15 protein-coding genes and 1 tRNA gene are annotated in these 21,518 nt (G+C 72.8%); 11 read left to right on the plus strand and 5 right to left on the minus strand.

The genetic code is table 11. The features are described from left to right. Positions 1-178: 178 nt before the first annotated feature. From ABT085_RS24435 to ABT085_RS24480, 10 genes are all read left to right on the plus strand, one after another. Entirely contained in the window at positions 179-1,627 is a 1,449-nt protein-coding gene (locus tag ABT085_RS24435) for a gamma-aminobutyraldehyde dehydrogenase (protein WP_351611699.1), read from the plus strand. A gap of 401 nt (positions 1,628-2,028) precedes the next feature. Beyond that, positions 2,029-3,942, plus strand: coding sequence for a glycoside hydrolase family 5 protein (locus ABT085_RS24440; RefSeq protein WP_351611702.1), 1,914 nt, complete (start codon positions 2,029-2,031; stop codon positions 3,940-3,942). A gap of 104 nt (positions 3,943-4,046) precedes the next feature. Beyond that, a complete protein-coding gene (locus ABT085_RS24445) occupies positions 4,047-4,904 on the plus strand; it encodes a class I SAM-dependent methyltransferase (RefSeq protein WP_351611705.1) in 858 nt (285 codons plus the stop codon). Continuing rightward, positions 4,901-6,340 carry an MFS transporter gene (locus ABT085_RS24450; RefSeq protein WP_502982797.1) on the plus strand — a complete coding sequence of 480 codons (1,440 nt, stop codon included), beginning with the start codon at positions 4,901-4,903 and terminating at the stop codon, positions 6,338-6,340. The genes ABT085_RS24445 and ABT085_RS24450 overlap by 4 nt, the downstream gene beginning before the upstream one ends. Positions 6,341-6,367: 27 nt before the next feature. Further along, complete coding sequence (locus tag ABT085_RS24455) at positions 6,368-9,211, plus strand: SpoIIE family protein phosphatase (protein WP_502982798.1); 2,844 nt, start codon at positions 6,368-6,370, stop codon at positions 9,209-9,211. A gap of 152 nt (positions 9,212-9,363) precedes the next feature. Next, positions 9,364-10,089, plus strand: a complete 726-nt coding sequence (locus ABT085_RS24460; RefSeq protein ID WP_351611708.1) for a DUF4232 domain-containing protein — start codon at positions 9,364-9,366, stop codon at positions 10,087-10,089. A gap of 94 nt (positions 10,090-10,183) precedes the next feature. Next, positions 10,184-10,813 carry a glyoxalase gene (locus ABT085_RS24465; protein ID WP_351611710.1) on the plus strand — a complete coding sequence of 210 codons (630 nt, stop codon included), beginning with the start codon at positions 10,184-10,186 and terminating at the stop codon, positions 10,811-10,813. Between the two features lie 255 nt (positions 10,814-11,068). Next, positions 11,069-11,461, plus strand: coding sequence for a glycine cleavage system protein GcvH (gcvH, locus tag ABT085_RS24470; RefSeq protein WP_351611713.1), 393 nt, complete (start codon positions 11,069-11,071; stop codon positions 11,459-11,461). Between the two features lie 99 nt (positions 11,462-11,560). Then, positions 11,561-11,637 (plus strand) — tRNA-Met (locus ABT085_RS24475). 95 nt (positions 11,638-11,732) lie between these two features. Beyond that, the gene (locus tag ABT085_RS24480; protein ID WP_351611716.1) at positions 11,733-12,287 is read left to right on the plus strand and encodes a GNAT family N-acetyltransferase; all 555 of its coding nucleotides are present in this window, start codon (positions 11,733-11,735) and stop codon (positions 12,285-12,287) included. Between the two features lie 73 nt (positions 12,288-12,360). On the opposite strand, the gene ABT085_RS24485 is transcribed toward ABT085_RS24480, so the two are convergent. The 5 genes from ABT085_RS24485 to ABT085_RS24505 all read right to left on the minus strand — a co-directional run bounded on the left by ABT085_RS24485 (position 12,361) and on the right by ABT085_RS24505 (position 19,949). After that, positions 12,361-13,158, minus strand: coding sequence for an SAM-dependent methyltransferase (locus ABT085_RS24485; RefSeq protein WP_351611719.1), 798 nt, complete (start codon positions 13,156-13,158; stop codon positions 12,361-12,363). A 139-nt stretch (positions 13,159-13,297) separates the two neighbouring features. Beyond that, on the minus strand, positions 13,298-15,607 hold the full coding sequence (locus ABT085_RS24490; RefSeq protein ID WP_351611722.1) for an FUSC family protein: 2,310 nt from the start codon (positions 15,605-15,607) through the stop codon (positions 13,298-13,300). A 171-nt stretch (positions 15,608-15,778) separates the two neighbouring features. Continuing rightward, complete coding sequence (locus ABT085_RS24495) at positions 15,779-16,966, minus strand: RNA polymerase sigma factor (RefSeq protein ID WP_351611725.1); 1,188 nt, start codon at positions 16,964-16,966, stop codon at positions 15,779-15,781. Next, on the minus strand, positions 16,959-17,381 hold the full coding sequence (locus ABT085_RS24500) for a YciI family protein (RefSeq protein WP_351611727.1): 423 nt from the start codon (positions 17,379-17,381) through the stop codon (positions 16,959-16,961). Before ABT085_RS24500 ends, ABT085_RS24495 begins: the two co-directional genes overlap by 8 nt. 192 nt (positions 17,382-17,573) lie before the next feature. Beyond that, positions 17,574-19,949 (minus strand): GH92 family glycosyl hydrolase, encoded by a 2,376-nt coding sequence (locus ABT085_RS24505; protein ID WP_351611730.1) that lies wholly within the window; start codon positions 19,947-19,949, stop codon positions 17,574-17,576. Positions 19,950-20,299: 350 nt separating this feature from the next. On the opposite strand from ABT085_RS24505, the gene ABT085_RS24510 reads away from it, so the two are divergent. Further along, entirely contained in the window at positions 20,300-21,493 is a 1,194-nt protein-coding gene (locus tag ABT085_RS24510; RefSeq protein WP_351611733.1) for an ATP-binding protein, read from the plus strand. Positions 21,494-21,518 lie beyond the last annotated feature (25 nt).

Here is a 21,518-nt window from a genome sequence, read left to right on the forward strand (position 1 = left end):
CCGGGCCCGGCAACCGGGCATCCCGGCCGGCGCGCGAGCGACCCGGCCCCGCCCGGGCGACTCCGCCGGAGGCGCCGACGGCACCCCGCGAACCACTACGAACCACGACACACTCCCGCACCCCAGGACGCGCCGCCGAGGCGCCGCGCCGGTGGGCGGGCCGACGAGGAAACAGGTCATGAGCGAGCTTCTTGCGCTGCGCAACCACATCGACGGCCACTACGTGGACGCGGCCGACGGCCGCCGTCTGGACGTGGTCGACCCGGTCACCGGCGAGGTGTACGCGCACGCGCCGCTGTCGGGGGCCGCCGACGTGGACGCGGCGATGGCCGCCGCGGCCGCCGCCTTCCCGCAGTGGCGCGACGCCACCCCCGCCACCCGGCAGCGGTTGCTGCTGCGCGTCGCGGACGCGATGGAGGCCCGCGCCGACGACCTCGCCGACGCCGAGTGCCGCGACACCGGCAAGCCGCGCGCGCTGACCCTCTCCGAGGAGATCGCCCCGGTCGTCGACACCGTCCGCTTCTTCGCCGGTGCCGCCCGGATGCTGGAGGGCCGCTCGGCGGGCGAGTACATGGAGGGCATGACCTCGATCATCCGCCGCGAGCCGATCGGCGTGATCGCCCAGGTGGCGCCCTGGAACTACCCGTTGATGATGGCCGTGTGGAAGTTCGCCCCGGCGATCGCCGCGGGCAACACCGTGGTCCTCAAGCCCTCCGACACCACCCCCGCGTCCACCCTCCTGCTCGCCGGCATCGTCGGCGAGGTCCTCAAGGACATGGACCTGCCCGCGGGCATCCTCAACGTCGTGTGCGGCGACCGCGAGACCGGACGCCTGATGGTGGAGCACCCGACCCCGGCGATGGCCGCCATCACCGGCTCGGTCCGCGCCGGCATGGAGGTCGCCGCCTCGGCGGCCCGTGACGTCAAGCGCGTCCACCTGGAGCTCGGCGGCAAGGCCCCCGCGCTGGTCTTCGCCGACGCCGACATCGCCGCGGCCGCCGAGGGCATCGCCGCCGGCGGTTACTTCAACGCCGGCCAGGACTGCACCGCCGCCACCCGCGTACTGGTCCACGAGTCGGTCCACGACGAGTTCGTCGCCGCGCTGGCCAAGGCGGCGTCGCAGACCCGTACCGGCGGCGGCGTCGACGACGAGGACATGTTCTTCGGCCCGCTCAACAACGCCGACCAGCTCGCGCGGGTGGCCGGCTTCATCGACCGGCTGCCCGAGCACGCCACCGTGGAGAGCGGCGGTCACCGGGTGGGCGAGCGCGGCTACTTCTACGCCCCGACCGTGGTCTCCGGACTGCGCCAGGACGACGAGATCGTCCAGAACGAGGTGTTCGGGCCGGTCATCACCGTCCAGTCCTTCACCGACGAGGAGCAGGCGGTCGCCTACGCCAACGGCGTCGAGTACGCCCTGGCCTCCTCGGTGTGGACCCGCGACCACGCCCGTGCGATGCGGATGTCCAAGGCCCTGGACTTCGGCTGCGTGTGGATCAACAGCCACATGGCCCTCGTCGCCGAGATGCCCCACGGCGGCTACAAGAAGTCCGGCTACGGCAAGGACCTCTCCGCCTACGGCTTCGAGGACTACACCCGTATCAAGCACGTGATGACGGCCCTGTGACCCAAGGCTGACCCACGGCTGACCCACGGCACCGGAGGCCGCCTCCGGGACGGCCCCACGCAGAACGCCCGACCGGGATCTCCCGGCCGGGCGTTCCGCGTGTGCGGCCCGGTGCTCCGCGGCACGTCGTCTGTCGCCGGCGCCGTCCGGTACGCCGGCCTTCGGACGGCACGATGCGCGGCGTCCGGCCGCGGCGCCCCGGCCGGCCGGCGATGTCACAGCAGGGGTCAAGTACGGCTGAAGCGACGGCAGTTGCTCCGTAGACTGGAGGTACTGTCCGCCGACGGAGGTGTCCGGCCGTTGCGCGGGAGACCGCCTGCGAGCGCCGTGAACAGCGTCGTCCGCAGGCAGCGCCACCCCCACCCCTCACCCGCGCACCGACGCTCGTCCACGGAGGACCTGTGCCCATCAGGCTTGTTCAGTACCTGACAGGAGTGGCCTCGGCCGTACTCCTGCTGGCCGCGACACCCGGGGCGGTCGCCGCCGTCCCGGCGCCCCCGGCCCCCGCCGTCCGCACCGCCGCCGTCGCGCAGGCCGAGGCCTGGCAGCCGCCCCTGTCGACCAGTGGCCGCTACATCGTCGACGCGGCGGGCAACCGCTTCCGGCTGAAGTCGGCCAACTGGGACGGCGCGCAGGGCTCGTGGACCGGCAGCGGCAGCATCTCCGACCCCGCCAACCACCACGCCGGGCAGAACTCCTACGGCATCCCCCTCGGCCTGGACCGCGTTCCCCTGGCCGCGCTGCTCGCGGATTTCCACGCCCTCGGCATCAACAGCATCCGGCTGCCGTTCTCCAACGAGATGATCCACGCGACGGCGACCGTGCCGGACGCCGCGGTCGCGGCCAACCCGCAGCTGCGCGGGCGTACCCCGCTCCAGGTCTTCGACTCCGTGGTGGCCGCCCTCACCCAGGAGGGCTTCGCGGTCATCCTCAACAACCACACCAACACCTCCCGTTGGTGCTGCGGCGTCGACGGCAACGAGCGGTGGAACAGCAGCCAGAGCACTCAGCAGTGGGCCGACGACTGGGTGTTCATGGCCCGCCGCTACGCCGGCGACCCGCGCGTGGTGGGCGCCGACCTCTACAACGAGGTGCGCCGCGACGTCCTGGACGACCCCAACTGGGGCCTCGGCGACAACCACGACTGGTACGCCGCCGCCCAGCTCGCCGCGGACCGCATCCTCACCGAGGCCAACCCCAACCTGCTCATCATCGTCGAAGGCATCAACTGGACGGGTCTGCCCGTGGACGGGCTGCCGCACGGCCGCCCCATGCTCACCCCCGCGCGCACGCTCTCGCACACCCTCGTCGCCGCCCACAAGCTGGTCTACTCCGCCCACTTCTACGGCTACACCGGTCCCAGCCACAGCGGTGCCACCGGGATCGGCGAGACCCACGACGCCCGCTACCAGGACCTCAGCCGCGACGCGCTCTACCAGGCCCTCTACGACGAGGCGTTCTTCGTCGAGGACGGCGGCCGGCACTACACCGCACCCCTGTGGATCAGCGAGTTCGGCATCGGAGCCGGGGAGTCGAACTCCGCGGCCCGCACCTGGTTCGGCAACCTCACCGACTACTTCGCCGACCACGACACGGACTTCGCCTACTGGCCCCTGGTCGGCTGGGAGAGCCACGACGACTGGGCGCTGCTGCGCTACGACACCGACGGCCACCGCTACGGTCTCCTCGACCCGAACGACTGGCGCGCCGCCGGCTGGAACCACGTCATGACCGCGCCGACCCGCACCGGGTCCGTCGCCCCGGTGCCCTCCTGGCACATGCTCGCCACCGACCACGGCGACCACGTCGAGTCGCTGCGGGTGCGCGCCGGCGGGGACTGGGACTCGGGCGCGTCCAAGGCCGTCTGCCCCGACGGTCTGCGGCTGGCCGGCCTCGGCCACACGGCGGGCCGCGGGCTGTGCACCGACGTCACCGCCGGTGACCTGCGGGCCGCGGGCAACACCCAGACGGTCGTCACCGACGAGCGCAATGTGCCCTCGGGCGGGGACTGGGCCTCCGGCTACACCAAGTTCCAGTGCCCCTCCAACCAGTTCCTGATCGGCTTCAGCCGCCGCGGCGGCCGGACGTCGGCGGCGCTGTGCGTCCCCGCCCGCACCTCGCTCGGCGGCGCCGGGCGGACGGTGTGGTTCGACCGGTCCGACAACCGGCCGGCCGACGCCCAGGGCGGCGACTTCGCCTACGGCGACTACAAGGGCCAGTGCGCCGACGACGAGTACGCCGCCGGGATCGCCTTCACCACCCGGATCGGCAGCAGCGGGGGCCCCGCCGCACTGCTCTGCCGCAAGCTGGTCTGACGGGCGGGCGGCGCGGCCCCCGCCCCGGCTACCGCTGCCGGGCCGGGCGCCGCGCCGGACGTCCGCGAGATGTGCGGGCGCCGTTCTGCCCCGACAATGGGCGGGTGGCAGGTGAAACGGACTCCGGCACGCCCCGCACTCCTCAGGAAGCCGTGCCCCCCGGGGCCTACGGAGAGCGGCTGTTCCGTCCGCAGGACGAGGGCGAGTCGGCGCGCACCGACCTCGGAGCGCTCGTCTACGACCCGGTGACGACCGCGCGGCTGCGGCAGCTGGGCGCAGGTCCGGGCTGGCGCTGTCTGGACGTGGGCGCCGGAACCGGCACGGTGGCCGCCTGGCTGCTGCGCGAGGCGGGCGTCGCCGAGGTCGTGGCCGTGGACCGGCACACCACGTTCCTGCCCGGCGAGCCGGTCGACGGACTTACGACGATCCAGGCCGACGTGACCTCCGACCGCTTCGGTCCGGACCTCTTCGCTCCCGGCCTCTTCGACCTCGTGCACGCCAGGTTCGTTTTGATGCACCTCCCGTCACCCGCCGAGACGATCGGGAAACTCGCCGGGCTGCTCGCGCCGGGCGGTGTCCTCGTCCTGAGCGACGCGGTGGACCCCACCACCGACGACGCCGCGGACAATCCGTACACCCGGGCCATGCGGGCCATGTGGCAGGGGCTGCGGGAGACGATCGGCACCGACATCTCCTGGGTGCCGCGCTGCCCCGAGCTGATGGTCGCGGCGGGCCTGGAGTCCGTGGCGGCCGAGATCCACGTACCGCCCCTGGTGCCGGGCAGTCCGATCAGCCGTTTCTGGGCCCGGACCTGGGACCGCGCCCGTACGGCGATGACGGCGACGGGCCTGGTGGACGACGCCGCGATCGACGAGGCCGAGCGCCTGCTGGACTCCCCGGAGTACGTCGGCCTGTCGCCCGGGATGCTGACGGCCTGGGGCCGCAGACCCGCCCGGCCTTGACCGCGGGCGAGGGGGCGTACGCGGCGGGCGGGACGGCGGAGCGACGGTCCTCGGCGCCGCTGCTCGCGGTGTGCGCCGGGTATTTCATGGTCATCCTGGACGTGACGATCATCAACGTCGCCGTGCCGGTGGTGGGCCGGGACCTGTCCGCCTCGCTCACCGGCATCCAGTGGATCACCGACGGCTACACGGTCGTCTTCGCGGGCCTGCTGATGACCGGGGGAGCGCTGGGCGACCGGCTGGGCAACCGCCGGATCTTCTGCTGGGGCGTCCTGGTGTTCACGGCGTCCTCGGCGGCGTGCGCGTTCGCGCCGGGCACCGCGTTCCTGGTCGGGGCCCGGCTGGCGGAGGGGCTCGGGGCGGCCCTGATCGTGCCCGGGTCGCTGGCCCTGCTCCAGCAGGCCTACCCGCAGCCCGCCGCACGGTCGCGGGCCTTCGGGCTCTGGGGCTCCATGGCGGGCATCGCCGCCTCCGCCGGGCCGCTGCTGGGCGGACTGCTGGTCACCACGGTGGGCTGGCGCTCGGTCTTCCTGATCAACCTGCCCGTGGGCGCGGCCTGCCTGCTGCTGACCCTGCGGTACGTGACGCCCTCGCCCCGGCACGGCACACGCGCCCTGGACTGGCCGGCACAGTGCGCGGTGGTCGCCGCGGTGGCCCTGCTGACCGGTGCGCTGAACGAGGCAGGGCGGCGTGGCTGGTCGGATCCCGCCGTGCTCGCCGGGCTGGGCCTGGCCGTGCTGGCGGCGCTGGCGTTCGTGCTGCGAGAGCGTCTGGCCCGCGCCCCGGCCCTGCCGCCGAGCCTGCTGCGCTCCCGTGAGATGTGCGGGACCCCCGTCATCGGCCTGCTGTTCAACTTCGCCTTCTACGGCATGGTGTTCACCGCCAGCCTGTACTTCCAGCACCAGCGCGGCTTCAGCGCGCTGGTGACGGGGCTGGCGTTGTTCCCGGCGGTGGTCATGACCACGTTCGCCTCGGTGCTGTCGGCCCGGCTGGCCCGTCGCACCGGCGACCGTCCGCTGGTGGTCTCGGGCATGCTGCTGGGCGCCCTGGGCCTCGCGGGCTGGGCGGCAGCCGGAGCCGAGCCCGACTACGCGGTACTGGTCGTGCCGATGATGGCGGCGGGGTTCGGTACGTCCTTCGCCCTGACCGGTGCGACCGCCACCGTGATGGGTGCGGCACCCCCGGCGTACTCGGGAGCCGCGTCCGCGCTGTTCAACACCACCCGCCAGATCGGCAGCGCCACCGGCGTGGCACTGGGAGGCAGCCTGCTGGCCACCGGAGCCGGCTACGCGGCGGGGCTGCGCACCAGCATGGCCGTCGGCGCCCTCGCCTACCTGACCGCCGCGGCACTCGCCTGGTTCTGCGTGCCCGCGAAACCGCAGGAGGCAGGGCGCGGCCGACCGGGTGCAGTGCGTGGAGCACGGCCCGGGGAGTGACACCGTAAATCGGGGTAAATAGGGTGCATGGTGCGATTGCCTCGCCGGTCGAGACCTTCGTCCGATGCCGACGATGCCGACGATGCCGACGCCGAGCGGGCGGACGAGGTCCAGGACGGCCAGTGGCACGGCCGAACCCGCCTGAGGTCGCTGCTGAACGTGCACAGTGTGGTCGGGCAGATGTTCGTCATCCAAGTGGTGATGGTTCTGCTGCTGGCCCTCGTGGGCGGCGTCCTGCTGGCCTTGACGGTCCGGCGTCAGACCACCCGCGCGGCGACCGCCGGCTCCGTCGCCGTCGCGGCGGGCATCGCCCAGGCCCCGGGCATCAAGGCGGCCCTGAAGTCGCCCGATCCGTCGGTGGTGCTGCAACCGCAGACCGAGGCGATCCGGATGGCCACGCATCTCGACTTCATCGTGATCGTCGGAAAGAACGGAGTCCGCTACACCAGTGTGGATCCGAGCCTGATCGGCCGGCGCATCCCCTACCCCGAGGACCTGGCCGCGCTGAGCTCCGGGCGCACCGTCACCGGGCGCAGCGAGGTCGGGCACACCACCGCGGTCCGTACCTTCGAGCCCATCAAGGACGACGGTTCCGTGATCGGCGGGGTCGCCGTCGGCGTCAGGGTGGCGAGCATCAGCGCCGACGCCATGAGACAGCTGCCCGTCCTGCTCGGCATCACGGCCGCCGCCGTGGTCGTCAGCACCGTCGGCGCGCTCGTGGTCGGACGGCGGCTGCTGCGCCAGACCCACGGCCTCGGACCGGCCGAGATCACCCGTCTGTACATCCACCACGACGCGGTGCTGCGGGCCGCCCGCGAAGGCGTGGTCATCGTGGACGCCGACCGCAGGCTGCTGCTGGTCAACGAGGAGGCCCGGCGCCTGCTCGAACTGTCGCCGCAGGCCCAGGGCCGCCGGGCCGACGAACTCGGCCTCGCGCCGCCGATCGCCGAACTGCTGGCTTCCGGACGTGAGGCCACCGACGAGGTGCTGCTGGCCGGCGGCAGGGTCCTGGCCGTCAACCAGCGGCCCCTGGAACGCTACGGAGGCGGCTGCGGCAGCGTCGCGACCCTGCGGGACTCGACCGAGCTGAGAGTGCTCTCCGGCCGGGCGGAGCAGGCACGCGAGCGCCTGAAGCTGCTGTACGACGCCGGTATCGGCATCGGCACCACCCTGGACGTGACCCGGACGGCCGAGGAACTGGCCGAGGCCGCCGTCCCGCAGTTCACCGACTACGTGACCGTCGACCTCGCCGAGCCGGTGCTGCGCGGCGAGGAGCCGACCGGCACGGAGCAGACGCTGCGCCGCGTGGCCGCCGCCGGGATCCGCGCGGAAACGCCCTTCGCGCCTGTCGGCGAGAACGTCGCGTTCGTGCGGTCGGGGTCCCCCCTGGCCGACCCGGCCCAGGGGCACGGGGTGATCGATCACGACCTGCGCACCGTCCCCGGACACGTGCCCGGGTACGTCCCCGGGTTCGGGCCCCGGGATCCCGGCCGTGCCCGGCGCGTCGTCGACCACGGCATCCACTCGCTCATCACGGTCCCGCTGCGCGCCCGCGGCGTGGTGCTGGGCGTGGCCGGCTTCTGGCGCTCGGAGAAGCCCGAGCCCTTCGAGGACGACGACCTGGCCCTGGCCGAGGAGATGGCCACCCGGGCCGCGGTCGCCATCGACAACGCCCGCCGCTACACCCGCGAGCACGCCATGGCCGTGACACTGCAATGCAGCCTGCTGCCCGCGTCGCTGCCGGCACTCAGCGGCCTGGAGGTCGCCCACCGCTATCTGCCCGCCGAGTCGGGACACGTGGGCGGCGACTGGTTCGACGTCATCCCCCTGCCCGGCGCACGCGTGGCCCTCGTGGTCGGGGACGTCGTCGGCCACGGTCTGCACGCCGCGGCCACCATGGGCCGACTGCGCACCGCCGTGCACAACTTCTCCGCCCTCGACCTCGTCCCCGGCGAGCTCATGGCCCATCTCGACGAACTCGTCACCCGCAACGACACCGACGAGGCGGACGACGACAGCGGCCGCAGCCTCACCGGCGCCACCTGCCTCTACGCCGTCTACGACCCGGTCTCGGGCCACGTCACCATGGCCCGGGCGGGGCATCCGGGGCCGCTCGTGATCCGGCCCGGCGGCACGGTCCACGTCCCCGAGGTGCCCGTCTCCCCGCCGCTGGGCCTGGGCGGCGCGGAGCCCTTCGAGTCGGCCGAGCTGCGACTGGAGGAGGGCAGCGCACTGGTGCTGTTCACCGACGGGCTGGTCGAGGAGCGCGGCCGGGACATCGACGAGGGTCTCGCACTGCTGCGGGACACGCTGGCCGGTCACCCGCAGCGGGGCCCGGAGGAGACCTGCCGGGCCGTCTTCGACGCCGTGCTGCCCACCCGCCCCCGCGACGACGTCGCCCTGCTGGTGGCCCGCACCAGGCTGCTCGACCCGGCCCGGATCGCCCAGTGGGAGATTCCTCCGGATCCGGCGGCGGTGGCCCCGGTCCGCGCCGCGTGCGGCCGTCGGCTGCGGGACTGGGGGCTCGACGGCATCGGCTTCGCCACCGAACTGATCCTCTCCGAGCTGGCCACCAACGCCGTCCGCTACGGCGCCCCGCCGATCACCGTCCGCCTGCTGTACGACCGGACCCTGATCTGCGAGGTCTCCGACGGCAGCCACACCTCCCCGCATCTGCGCCGGGCCGCCGCCACCGATGAGGGCGGCCGCGGCCTCTACCTCGTGGCGCGGTTCGCACAGCGCTGGGGCACCCGCTACACCCCGCAGGGCAAGGTGATCTGGACCGAGCAGGCCCTGCACGAGGACACCACGGAGCCGGTGGAGGACATGACGGACGCCCTGCTGGACCAGTGGAACGACGACGCCCTGTGACCGGGCCGGGCGAATGTCTGTTCGGGGTGGCCCGGCAACAGTGGTGAATCCGGCAAGATCCTGTCACCCGGCTGTGAAGAAACCCCGGCAGGCTGGTGCTCAGCACAGCAGCACGACACAGCACACACTTCTCAAATCGGGGGAAGAGCACCATGAGCACTGTTCACAGAGCCGCCGTCGTCCTGGCCTCGGTCTCCGCGTTCGCGCTGACCGCCTGCGGTCCCGCCGACAACGGCGCGGCGGGCGGATCGGCGAAGCCGCCGACCACGAGTGCGTCCGAGTCCGCGACGCCGTTCGGTCCGTCGAAGCCCAGCGCACCGTCGAAGCCGTCCGTGGCACCGGCGGGATCCACGACCGGCGGTTCGACCGGCGGTTCGTCCGGCGGTTCGTCCGGTGGCGCCTCCGGCGGATCCTCCGGTGGCGCTGCCGGTGGCTCGTCCGGCGGCGGGTCCTCGGCCGACTTCGACGTCTTCCCGTGCAGCACGTACGACGTCACATTCACCGCGAGCCTGGCGGAGCCCACGACCAGCAGCTATCTCCTCAAGATCACGAACAAGGGCACCAAGGCGTGCCGGGCGCTGGGCCATCCGATCGTGACCTTCGGCGACCTGGACGGTGCGGCCACGGAGCGGGGCGCCGCCCCCGGCATCGAGGACGCCCTCCGGCTGGAGCCGGGGGAGTCGGCCTACGCCGGGCTCATGGGCGGCGCCGACGACGGCAAGGGACGGACCGTGGGTTCGATCGCGATGACCATGAACACCGAGTCCGACCTGGAGCAGAAGGCGCTCAAGGCCACCACCCCCGGCCTGTACGTCTCGCCGCACACCAACTCCGTGACCCCGTGGGTGAACAACGCGGAGGACGCGCTCAGCCTCTAGGCCGCCGCCTCCAGGCCGCGCGAACGGGACGGGCGGACGGATCGGTCAGGATCGAAGAAGCGCCGGTCACCCGGCTCCTTCTAACGTCGGAGACATGGCATCCATCGAATCCGTCACCCTCGACGTGGCCGACCCCACGGCCGCCCACCGCTTCTACACCGCCGCCTTCGGCCTCGACGAACAGATCCGGCTCAGGGCGTCGGAGGCGCCCAGCACCGGCTTCCGCGGGTTCACCCTGTCACTCACGGTGTCCCAGCCGGGCACGGTCGACAGTCTCGTCGGCACCGCCGTGGAAGCCGGGGCGACCGTGCTGAAGCCGGCCGCGAAATCGCTGTGGGGCTACGGCGCCGTGGTGCAGGCACCGGACGGGACGATCTGGAAGGTCGCCACCTCGGCGAAGAAGGACACCGGCCCCGCCACCCGGCAGATCGACACCGTCGTCCTCCTGCTGGGCGTCGCGGACGTGGTCGCGAGCAAGCGGTTCTACGTCGGCCGAGGACTTGCCGTGGCCAAGAGCTTCGCCCGTGTGTACGTCGAGTTCGACACGGGGTCGAGCCCCGTCAGGCTGGGACTGTACCGGCGCCGCGCCCTCGCCAAGGACGCCGGTGTCCCGCCGGAGGGCACCGGTTCGCACCGGCTCCTGATCGGCGGCGACGCCGGGCCCTTCACCGACCCGGACGGGTTCGCCTGGGAGTCCGCGGCGGCACTGGCGGCCACGCCCTGACACGGCACCGCCGCCTTGCCGCCACGTCGGCGCCGGAGCACGGCCGGGTCACCCTCCGGGCCCGGGGAGACCGCCGCCGGGGCGTCGTGGCGACACACATGTCGCGTGCCGGGCGTGCGTTCTCGGTCACGGAATGTAATGTCCGGTGCGCGGGGCCCGGGTCCCGCCACGAAGGCGCTGGTGCGCGGCCGCTGTCCCGTCGCGCCGCGCCATCCCGTTCCGGGGTTTCGGACACCATCGACGGAGGACGTCACGATGACCGTTCCGGCAGATCTGAAGTACAGCAAGGATCACGAGTGGGTGAGCGTCGTGAGTCCGAAGGAGGTGCGCATCGGCATCACGGACTACGCGCAGCGCCAGCTCGGTGACGTCGTCTTCGTGGAACAGCCGAAGAAGGGCGACCGGTTCGAGAGTTCCCATCCGTTCAGCACGGTGGAGTCCGTCAAGGCCGTCTCCGAGATCTACATGCCCGTCGACGGCACCGTCGTGGCCGTCAATGAAATGCTGGTGGACGAACCGGAGTTGATCAATACCGACCCCTACGGCGACGGCTGGATCGTCCAGGTCGCGCCGTCCCGGGTGAAGGATCTGGACCAGCTCCTCAGCGCGGCCCAGTACGAGAAGTACGTCGCCAGCGAAGAGGACTAGGGCCTGTCCGGCGGATGCCCCGGCCGGGCACGGGCACGGCCTGTGACCGGTCCGGTGTGTCCGGTGCGCGGTGAAAGCCGTGTAGAGTGGAACTACCGACGCGGGGTGGAGCAGCTCGGTAGCTCGCTGGGCTCATAACCCAGAGGTCGCAGGTTCAAATCCTGTCCCCGCTACCAAAGGAAGGGCCCGGCAGTTGCCGGGCCCTTTCGCATGTGTCCCGGGCATCGGCTCCGGTGGATCTTCGGACCGTGCGCACTGACATACTCCGGTCATGGACGGTGGGGGAGTGGCCGAGGCGACGCGGTCGGCCGTGGAGACGGCCGCACGGGACACCCCTGTGCCCGGTGCGGGCTGGGAGCTGCGGCCCGCGGCCGAGACGGACATCGAGGTCGTCGCGGAGCTCCGGGCCGACGTCATGCGCCCGGACCTGGAGCGTCTGGGACGCTACGACGAGCACCGGGTACGACAGCGGCTCCGGGACTCCTTCTCCACGCGGTACACGTCGGTCATCATGGCGGACCGCGAGCTCATGGGCTGTGTCACGGTCCGGCCCCGGGGCGACGGGCTGTGGCTGGAGCACTTCTACCTCGCCCCGCGTCACCAGGGCCGGGGGCTCGGATCCGCCGTCCTGCGCACGCTGCTGGAGCGGACCGACGCCCAGGGGATGACGGTGGGCCTGAACGTCCTGCAGGGCAGCCCCGCCCGCCGTCTCTACGAGCGCCACGGATTCGTCGTCGAGTCGCAGGACCCGGTCGATGTCTTCATGGTCCGTCCGCCGCAGACGTCGCCGGGCAGCGCGTCCTCGGACTCCACGGGCGACGCCTGACCTTCGGCCGGACGACGCCCCGCCGGACCGGGCGGCCCGGCGCGACCCGGACCGGCGCCCTGTCCCAGGGCGGTCAGCCGGTCTTGCGGGCCACTCCGCCGTAGAAGCCGATCTCGTCGGAGCGGGTCGGCGGCGGGGTGTCCGGGCGCCAGAACGGGACCTGGGCCAGGCCGGGTTCCAGCAGCTCGAAGCCGTCGAAGAACCGCTCCACCTCGCTACGGGTGCGCAGGTTCAAAGTGGCGGTCGCCTTGTTGTAGACGGCCTGGGCCTCGCTGCGATCGGCGAAGTCGCCCGTGGCGTGCGAGAGGACCAGGAAGCTGCCGACCGGCAGCGCGTCCCGCAGCGTGGCGACGATCTGTCCGGGCTGCTCGGCATCGGTGAGGAAGTGGACGACGGCGACCAGGAGCAGGGCGACGGGTTCGTCGAGGGCGATGATCCGGCGGACGTCGGGATGGTCCACCACGGCCCGCGGATCGCGCAGGTCGGCCAGGACGATGCTGGTCGTGCCGGAGCGGCTGAGCAGGGCGTCGCCGTGCGCCTTCACGATCGGGTCGTTGTCGACGTAGGCGACGCGCACGTCCGGCGCCACCTCCTGCGCGATCTCGTGCACGTTCGGCGAGGTGGGCAGTCCGGTGCCGATGTCCAGGATCTGCCGGACGCCGCTGCCGACGACATGGCGGACGGCGCGCCGCAGGAAGGCACGGTTGGCCCGCAGACCGATGCGTACCTCGGGTGCCGCCGCGGCGAGCCGCTCGCCCGCCGCGGCGTCGACCTCGTAGTTGTCCTTGCCGCCCAGCAGGTAGTCGTAGATCCGCGCAGGGTGTGGCCTGCTGGTGTCTATGTCCTCGGCACGGAAGCCGTCCTGCCCCACGCTGCGCTCCTCTCGGCGACCGTCACGGCTGCTCCCGTGATCGTCGGACGACAGCTTCCCACATCAACTTCATTGCGGACGACCGCAGTTCACGGCGGTGACGGGGAAGGGCGGATCGGCCCGCAGCGGCTGACCCGGTTCAGGACGGGTTGCCCGTCCCCGCCGCGGCGGCGGCCAGGCTCGGCTGGAGGCGCCGGGCGGCATCGAGGTGGTCGGCGGTCCAGATCAGCCGTACGGCCGGGGCGGTGGCCTGCCCTGTCTCGTCGGTGAGGTCGCGGCGCAGGGCCTCGACCAGCCGTCCCTCCGCCAGCGGGCTGCGGGGCAGCGGCTGCGGCGGAGCGACGGCCCGGACCAGGGCGACGGCCAGGTCCCGGTACCAGCCGGCCACCCGGTCGGCGACGCTCTGGACGACCATGCGTGCCGCGGGGCGGTCGGGGTCGACGTCCTGGTCGTCGGCACACCGCCACAGCTCCAGTACGGCGTCCGCGGCCAGGCGGAGTCCCACGATCCCGGTGACCAGGGTGGTCATGTCGGCCAGCGGCACCGGCTTCGCACCGCGCTCCGCGAGATAGCTGCGGAAGGCGTCGTCGAGCCGTCGTGCGGCGGCGGCCGCCGCACGGCCCTCCTCGGCGGCGGTGTCCGCCTGCGGCGCGGGTCCGGGGGTGCAGCGGCCCACGGCGTACGCCACCGTCCCGGCCAGGTACCGGGCGGTGTCGGTGTACGCCTCGGCGAGGGCCCGTTCGACCGCGGCCGTGGCGCCGCGCGGCCAGAGGAACAGTGCCACGAGCACGCTCACGGCACAGCCGATGGCGATGTCCTGGACCCGCAGCAGCGCGATGTGCCAGTCGGGGTCCTGGCCGACGTTGAACAGGACGACGAGAGCGACGGTGAAGGCCGCCTGCCCGGCGGCGAAGGAGACGACGGCGGGGGCGACCCCGGCGAGGAGCACGGCGAACGGCAGCACGAACCACAGCGCGCTGCCGTGATGTCCGACGACGTGCAGCAGTGCGGCGCCGACGACCGAGCCCGCGACGGTGCCGCCCAGGACGCGGACGGCGTTCTGGCCCGTGCCCAGGGCGTTCGAGCGCAGCACCGACAGGGTGCCCAGCAGTACCCAGAACGAGTGCTGGACGTTGGTCAGGTTCGCCAGGGCGACGGCGATGCCGAGGCCGAGCGCGCCGCGGAGACTGTTGTGCAGCCAGACCGACTGGGGCCGCAGATGCGCGGCGGCCCGCTCGCGCGCCGAGGCCAGCGGTTCGGTCACGGCTCCGGGATCGCGGCCGAGCAGGCGTTCGTGCCAGCTGCGGCGTTCGGCGGCGGCCGTCAGATCCACGTTGCCCGCGATCTGGAGGGTGGCGAACCCCAACTCCTGCGCGCGGAACGACGGGTCGAGCACTTCGAGCACGGGATGCGCACGGGAGAGCGTGCCGCTGCCGTCCCGGTGCACCGGCAGTCGTACGGTGGCTCGCTCCTCCATGCGGTCCATGGCCCGGCGCAGCTCCTGCGACGTGCGGCGCAGCGCCTCCCGCGAGCCGCGCGGCGCGTCGAGCAGTTCGGCCGCCTCGTCCAGTACCCGGGCGGCGGCCCGCCGTACGGTGTGCGCGGCGGCGTCGCAGGCCGGGGGACCGTCGGGGTGGCTGCCGGGAGCGGGCGCGCTGTCGGCCAGGATGCCGCTCAGCCAGGTCAGCTCGTCGACCAGACGCACGAGTGCCCGCGAGCCGGTGGACAGTCCGGTCGGCCGGTAGGGCGTGGCGACGAAGACCTCGCGCAGCTCGGCCGCGGCGGCGCCGGCCCGGTCGGCCGTCGCCCGGCACTGCCTGACTTCCGGCTTGCCGGGTCCGCCGGCCAGCCAGGACGCGTCGGTACTCAGCTGTCGCGCGGCGGCGCGGCAGACCCGGGCCGCGGGCCCGCTCAGCGGGTCGGCGGCCGGCCGCGGCCACAGCAGGGAGATCGCGAGCATGGCGGCAGCCGCGGCCAGCCCCGCCCCGGCGAGCCGCGCGGGCAGCTGCGACAGCGACGCAGGCGAGGACACGGGGAGGACCAGTGCGAGCAGCAGCGCGGTCGACGCGCCCGCGAGGACGGAGCTGACGACGCCCGCGAAGAGCACCAGGAATCCGACGACGACCATGACGGTGACCGCGAGCCAGAGCTCGCGCGAGGCGATCGTGCCCAGGCAGATCAGGGCGGTCCAGGCGACGGCGAGCCCCAGGTGGGCCTGCAGCCGCTGGGCCATGGGCCCGGTGAACTCCACGAACAGCAGCATCGAGAACGCCCCGAACGACGCGTAGGTCGCCATCGGCGCCGAGCCGATCACCTGGCTGCACACGGCGAACAGCGTGGGCATCACGAGCGCGGCGCGTGCCGCCCTGCGCGTCGCCGCCAGCCCGGGATCACGCTCCCGCAGCCAGGAGACGGGGCGCAGGCGGCGCAGCGGAGCAAGTGCCGGCACGCGGTCGCACCTCCTGTCCCTCCCGAGGCGGGGGGAATCCTCCGTATCACGTCAATTGTCCCCACCGGTGAGCGGGCCGCGCGGCGATGTACGGCTGGGCCGGCGACGTGGGAGCGGGCACCTCTCCCTCCGCCCCCGCCTTCGCGGGCCCGGGCACCCGCACCGGGCACCTCAGCGGGCCGGTCCCTCGCGGGCGTCGAGACGGGTACTGCCGCGGGCGTCGAAGCGGGTGTTGAGGCGCGCGGCCTGCCGGGTCAGGTGGTCGCGCTCGGCGAGGCTGGACGCCTTGTGCGCCGCCTCGGCGTACAGCCGGGCCGCCGCCTCCAGGTCACCGTCCCGCTCGTGGAGGTACGCGGCCACCGCGGTGTGGCGGGGCAGCGAGTCGTCGAGGGCGGCGAGCGCCGTCAGCCCGGCACGCGGCCCGTCGGCCTCGCCGACGGCGACCGCGCGGTTGAGCCGGGCGACCGGGTTGTCGGTCAGGCGTACGAGCTCGTCGTACCACTCGACGATCTGCACCCAGTCGGTCTCCTCGGCCTCGGGCGCGTCGGCGTGCAGTGCCGCGATGGCGGCCTGGGCCTGGAACTCGCCCAGCCGGTCGCGGGCGAGGGCCGTCTGGAGGATCTGGACGCCCTCGGCGATCGACGCGGTGTCCCACCGGGTCCGGTCCTGCTCGGCGAGCGGCACCAGGCCCCCGTCGGGCGCGATCCGGGAGGCGCGCCGCGCGTGGTGGAGCAGCATCAGGGCGAGCAGCCCCGCCACCTCGGGGTGGTCGATCGAGGCCGCGAGCTGCCGGGTGAGCCGGATGGCCTCGGCGGCGAGGTCGACATCGCCGGAGTAGCCCTCGTTGAAGACCAGGTACAGGACGCGCAGCACGGTGGCGACGTCGCCGGGCCGGTCGAGGCGGACACCGGAGACGGTGCGCTTGGCCCGGCTGATCCGCTGGGCCATGGTCGCCTCCGGCACCAGGTAGGCCTGGGCGATCTGCCGGGTGGTGAGCCCGCCGACGGCCCGCAGGGTGAGCGCGACGGCGGAGGAGGGGGTGAGGGAGGGGTGGGCGCAGAGGAAGTAGAGGTGGAGGGTGTCGTCCGCCGAGGGCGTGGGTCCGGGCGGCGGCTCCTCGTCGAGGCGGTCCTCGCGCCGGCGGCGGGCGGTGTCCGCCCGGGCCGCGTCGAGGAACTTGCGCCAGGCCACGGTGACCAGCCAGCCCTTCGGGTCCCGCGGCGGGTCGGCGGGCCAGCCGCGGACGGCTTCGACGAGCGCCTCCTGCACCGCGTCCTCGGCCGCCGCGAAGTCGGCTCCGCGGCGGACGAGGACGGTGAGCACGCTCGGGGTGAGGCTCCTGAGCAGGGCCTCATCCATGGGCGAGGCACTCCGGCACGGTGGGCGGCGCGGTCAGGAACGGGCGCACTTCGAGCCACTCGTGGATCGGCTTCCCGCCCGCTCCGGGGGCGGCCGACAGCTCCCCGGCCAGTTCGACCGCGCGCTCGTGGCTGTCGACATCGATGATCATCCAGCCGGCGATGAGGTCCTTGGTCTCGGCGAACGGGCCGTCGGTGACCGGCGGGCGCCCCTCGCCGTCGTAGCGGACCCACTGCCCCTCCGGGGCGAGCGCCTGTCCGTCGACGAACTCGCCGGACTGCTCCAGCCGGGCCGCGAAGTCGTTCATGTACTGGATGTGGGCCGAGATCTCCTCCGGCGTCCACTTGTCCATGGGGATGTCGTTGACCGGGGTCGGGGCGCCGCGGTAGTGCTTCAGCAGCAGGTACTTCGCCATCGTGGTTCTCCTAGGTGCCGGTACGACCCATTGTGGTCGCGTTCACCCCGGGGACGGAGCGGGCCACGGGATCTCGACATCGCCGTCCAAGATTTTTTCGACCGTTGCGGCCGGTGTGTGGCCGGCCCCGGGAGAGGTGTCCGGCGCGGCCCCGGGAGAGCCGTCCGGTGCGGTCCCGGGACCGGCCGGATGTCAGCGGAGCGCGGGCGGTCCGGACCCGTCCGCCGTCCCCCAGCCGGAGGGCTCGGTGCCGACACCGAACGCGAGCGACCTCGTGTCCCGCAGGTCCGCCGTCGTCAGATACGTACGGTCGTAGGAGGCGCCGTCGAGCCGGGCCGACTGGATGTAGCGGCGGCCGTCCGAGGTGCCCGGCGCCGTCACGGTGAGGGCGCCGCGCGGGTAGTAGCGGCGGTCGAGGGTGAGGTCGACCCGTTCGAAGACGGGCGTGGACAGGCCCCAGGTGTCGTAGCCGGGCTGCACCGGGAAGACCCCGATCGACGACAGCACCATCCAGGCGGACATGGTTCCCAGGTCGTCGTTGCCGGTCATCCCGGTCGGGGCGTCCGTGAACAGGGTCAGGGCCGCGTGCACCACGTCGGTGGTCTTCCACGGCTGGCCGGTCGAGAGATAGGTGTACGGGGCGATGAGGTCGGGTTCGTTCTGCGGGTTGTACTTGTCCGCGTTGTAGTAGTCGTACGGGCCGTTCACCCAGACCTCGCGGGCGGTCCTCGCGGGGTCCTGCACCAGCCGGTCGTAGGCGAAGAAGGAGTCCAGCCGGCCGTTCGCGGCCTGCTTGCCGCCGATCAGGCCGACCATGCCCGGCAGGTCCTGCGGCACGAGCCACTGGTACTGCCAGGACGTGCCCTCGTGGAAGCCCTCGCTCCTGGCCGGGTCGGCCGGACCGGTGAACGCCCCGGAGGCGTCACGCGCGCGGAAGAAGCCGGTCGAGGCGTCGAAGATCCTGCGGTAGTTCTGGGCCCGTGCCGCGTAGCGCGCCGCGTCCGCGTCGTGACCGAGACCGCGGGCCATCTCACCGAGCATGGCGTCCGACAGGGCGTACTCCAGGGTCGCGGACGCGCCGTGGTCGTAGTCGGAGTCACCGGGTTTCGCGTGCGGCCGGTCGCTGACGTACGGCGCGAACCCCTCGGCGATGTACTCCCGGTTGGCCTCGCGGCCCACGGCAGGCGAGTCGGCGGCCGGCACTCCGTCCGCGTTCTTCTTCAGGGCCCGGTAGGCCTGTTCCTCGTAGCCCTTGAGCAGGCCCTGCTGGTAGGCGTTGGTCAGGAACGGGGTCACCGGGTCGCCGGTCATGATGTTCGTCTCGACCGTGCCGTAACCCCACTTGGGCAGCCAGCCGCTCTCCTCGTCGATCTTGATGACGGAGATCGCCATGTCCCGGGCCTCACGCGGCGCGAGCAGCGCGAGAAGCTGGGACTGGGTGCGGTAGGTGTCCCACAACGACCAGTTCTGGTAGTACGTGAAGCCGTGCGTCCGGTGGATCCGCTGGTCCCAGCCGGTGTACCGGCCGTCTGCGTCGCTGCCGATGTTGGGTGCGAGGAACGACCGGTACAGGGACGAGTAGAAGGTGCGCCGGAGGGTGTCGCTGCCGCCCTGCGCGCGTACGTCGTCGAGCCGGTCCTCCCATGACCGCTGTGCGGCGTCGCGGACCTGCCGGAAGGAACGGCCGCCCTCGGCGCGGAGGTTGACGGCCGCGCCGTGGGCGTCGACGTACGACAGCGCGGTCGTCGCCTCGACGGTCCGGTCCTTGGTCGTGTCGAAGCGTACGTAGGCGCCGTCCCGTCCGGTGTCCGACCCGGCGGTGACCGTGGAGCCGTCCCAGGTGCCGTGCGCGGTGAACGGCCGGTCGAACCGGGTGATCGTGTACACGGTGTAGGGCCGGGTGTCCTGGCAGAAGCCGCTGCCGGTGATGGCGGTGCGTACGGTCCGGTTGTCCAGGACCTCGACCCGGGTGGAGACCGTCCGGTGCAGCGACTGGCCGGCGTCGAGCAGGACGTCGGCCTTGTCGGTGGCGGGGAAGGTGTAGCGCTGCACCCCGGTGCGTGCCGTCGCGGTCAGTTCGGCGGTGATGCCGGACTTCAGCGCGACCTTGTAGTAGCCCGGGCTCGCCTGCTCGGTGTCATGACTGAACTCCGCCTCGTACTTGGCGTTGTCCGTCTCGGTGATGTCGCCCGTGGTCGGCAGCACGGGCAGGTCGCCGCCCAGACCGCAGCCGACGCCGGAGAGATGGACCAGGGAGAAGCCGCGGATGTGGTTCTGGGAGTGGTCGTAGCCGGTGTTGTGCCCGGTGTCGGGGGAGAACTGCACCATTCCGAAGGGCACGGCCGCGCCCGGGTAGGTGTTGCCTTCGTTCTCGGTACCGATGAACGGGTTGACGAGATAGGTGAGTCGGCCTCCGTCGGCCGGGGCCGGGTGCGCGGCGGCCGGTGCGGCCTGTGGCGCCCGTGCGGCCGGTGCCGCCTGGGCCGTGGGTGCGGCGAGGGCGGCGCCGAGCAGCGCGACCGCTGTGACCACCGTTCCCGCACCGCGTGTTCGCTGGATCCATCGCATGGGCGTCAGCGCCTCTCGAGCCACTGGACAACGTTGTCAGAGTCGAGCGCGCTCATTCTTGGCGTTATATGTGTACTCGTCAAGAGCCTTTGTGTGCGGATGAGTTGGCAAGCGGCCTCCCGCCGCGCGCGGAGAATCGGTGCCCCGGAGGCCGTCCGCGAAGGGGGCGTGCGCGGCTTGCGCGGGCCCTTGTCCGACCTCCGGCAGTGCGGTGCGACCCGGTGGAGGCGAGGGTCCGGGCGGGCGCTCCAGTTGCCGTCCGCGCCTTCGGCGAAATAGCTCTGACCTGGTGCTTTACCGGAATCCGGATAGGGTGAAGACCTCAACCGGACGCCGTGGAAGGGGACTTCGTGAGCGAGGACGACTTCGGGTACGACGCCAGCCACATCGAGGTGCTGGAGGGTCTGGAGGCCATCCGCAGGCGTCCCGGGATGTACGTGGGCTCGACCGACGAACGCGGCCTGCACCACCTGGTGTTCGAGATCGCCGGCCGTGCGGTGAACGAGGTCCTCGCGGGCCGTGCCGAATCCGTCGACGTCACTTTCACGGCCGACGGCAGCGTACGGGTCCGCGACGACGGGCCCGGTGTCCCCTTCGAGGCCGACGGCGACAGTGGGACTCCCGGCCTCGAAGACCAGCTGACCCACCCGTACGTCGGGGCGCGTCCCGACAGCCGACACGTCGTGGACACAGACCTCTTCGGCGTGGGCCCCTGCGTGGTCAACGCCCTGTCGAGCCGTCTGACGGCCGAGGTGCGGCGCGGCGGGATCCGGTGGGTCCAGGAGTACGCGCGCGGCGTCGCCGTCACCCCGCCCACCGCGGCCGGCCCGGCGACCGACAGCGGGACCACCATCGCCTTTTGGCCCGACACCGGCATCTTCGGCACGTCCGTGTGCTCGTTCGCCGCGCTGGCCCAGCGGTTCAAGGAACTGGCCTTCCTCAACCGCGGTCTGTGCGTGTCGCTGACCGACGAGCGCCTCCCGTCCGGCGCCCGGTCGGTGCGGTTCCGGTCACCCGGCGGGGCACGGGACTTCGTCGCCTTTCTCGACGCCGCCGCGCTCGACTGCACGATCGATACGCCCGTCCACCCGGACGTCATCGGCTTCGAGCACGAGGATCCACGGATGGCGGGGACCGTGGAGGTGGCCCTGCGGTGGCACGGCTCGCCCGAGGAGCGGCTGGTGAGCTTCGCCAACAGCCGCCCCACACCGAACGGCGGCACCCATGTGGCGGGGTTCCGTGACGGGGTGACGGCCGCGATCGACGACTACGTGCGTGAGCGGGGGCTGTCGACGCCGACCGGCCCCGACCTGGGCTCCGACCTGAGCCCCGACCGGACCTGCGCGGGGCTGACGGCGGTCGTGTCGGTGAAGCTGGACCGCCCCGAGTTCCGTGGCGCCACACACGGCGAGCTGGGTGGCACGGCGGTTCGCGACTGTGTCGCGCAGGCCGTCCGGGAACACCTTCTCGGCTGGCTGGAGGAGCACCCGGAGCAGGCCGCGGCCCTCGTCGGCCGCGTGGTCAGGGGCGTTCGCCGGGACTGAGCCGGACCGGTCGTCCACAGCGCGG

Origin of the sequence: Streptomyces sp. NPDC002265 (assembly GCF_040296125.1) — a bacterium.
Classification (GTDB): domain Bacteria; phylum Actinomycetota; class Actinomycetes; order Streptomycetales; family Streptomycetaceae; genus Streptomyces.

Coding starts and splice junctions, on each gene's coding strand:
- ABT085_RS24435 (WP_351611699.1), top strand. CDS start 179: ATGAGCGAGCTTCTTGCGCTGCGCAACCACATCGACGGCCACTACGTG.
- ABT085_RS24455 (WP_502982798.1), top strand. CDS start 6,368: ATGGTGCGATTGCCTCGCCGGTCGAGACCTTCGTCCGATGCCGACGAT.
- ABT085_RS24460 (WP_351611708.1), top strand. CDS start 9,364: ATGAGCACTGTTCACAGAGCCGCCGTCGTCCTGGCCTCGGTCTCCGCG.
- ABT085_RS24465 (WP_351611710.1), top strand. CDS start 10,184: ATGGCATCCATCGAATCCGTCACCCTCGACGTGGCCGACCCCACGGCC.
- gcvH (WP_351611713.1), top strand. CDS start 11,069: ATGACCGTTCCGGCAGATCTGAAGTACAGCAAGGATCACGAGTGGGTG.
- ABT085_RS24480 (WP_351611716.1), top strand. CDS start 11,733: ATGGACGGTGGGGGAGTGGCCGAGGCGACGCGGTCGGCCGTGGAGACG.
- ABT085_RS24495 (WP_351611725.1), bottom strand. CDS start 16,966: ATGGATGAGGCCCTGCTCAGGAGCCTCACCCCGAGCGTGCTCACCGTC.
- ABT085_RS24500 (WP_351611727.1), bottom strand. CDS start 17,381: ATGGCGAAGTACCTGCTGCTGAAGCACTACCGCGGCGCCCCGACCCCG.
- ABT085_RS24505 (WP_351611730.1), bottom strand. CDS start 19,949: ATGCGATGGATCCAGCGAACACGCGGTGCGGGAACGGTGGTCACAGCG.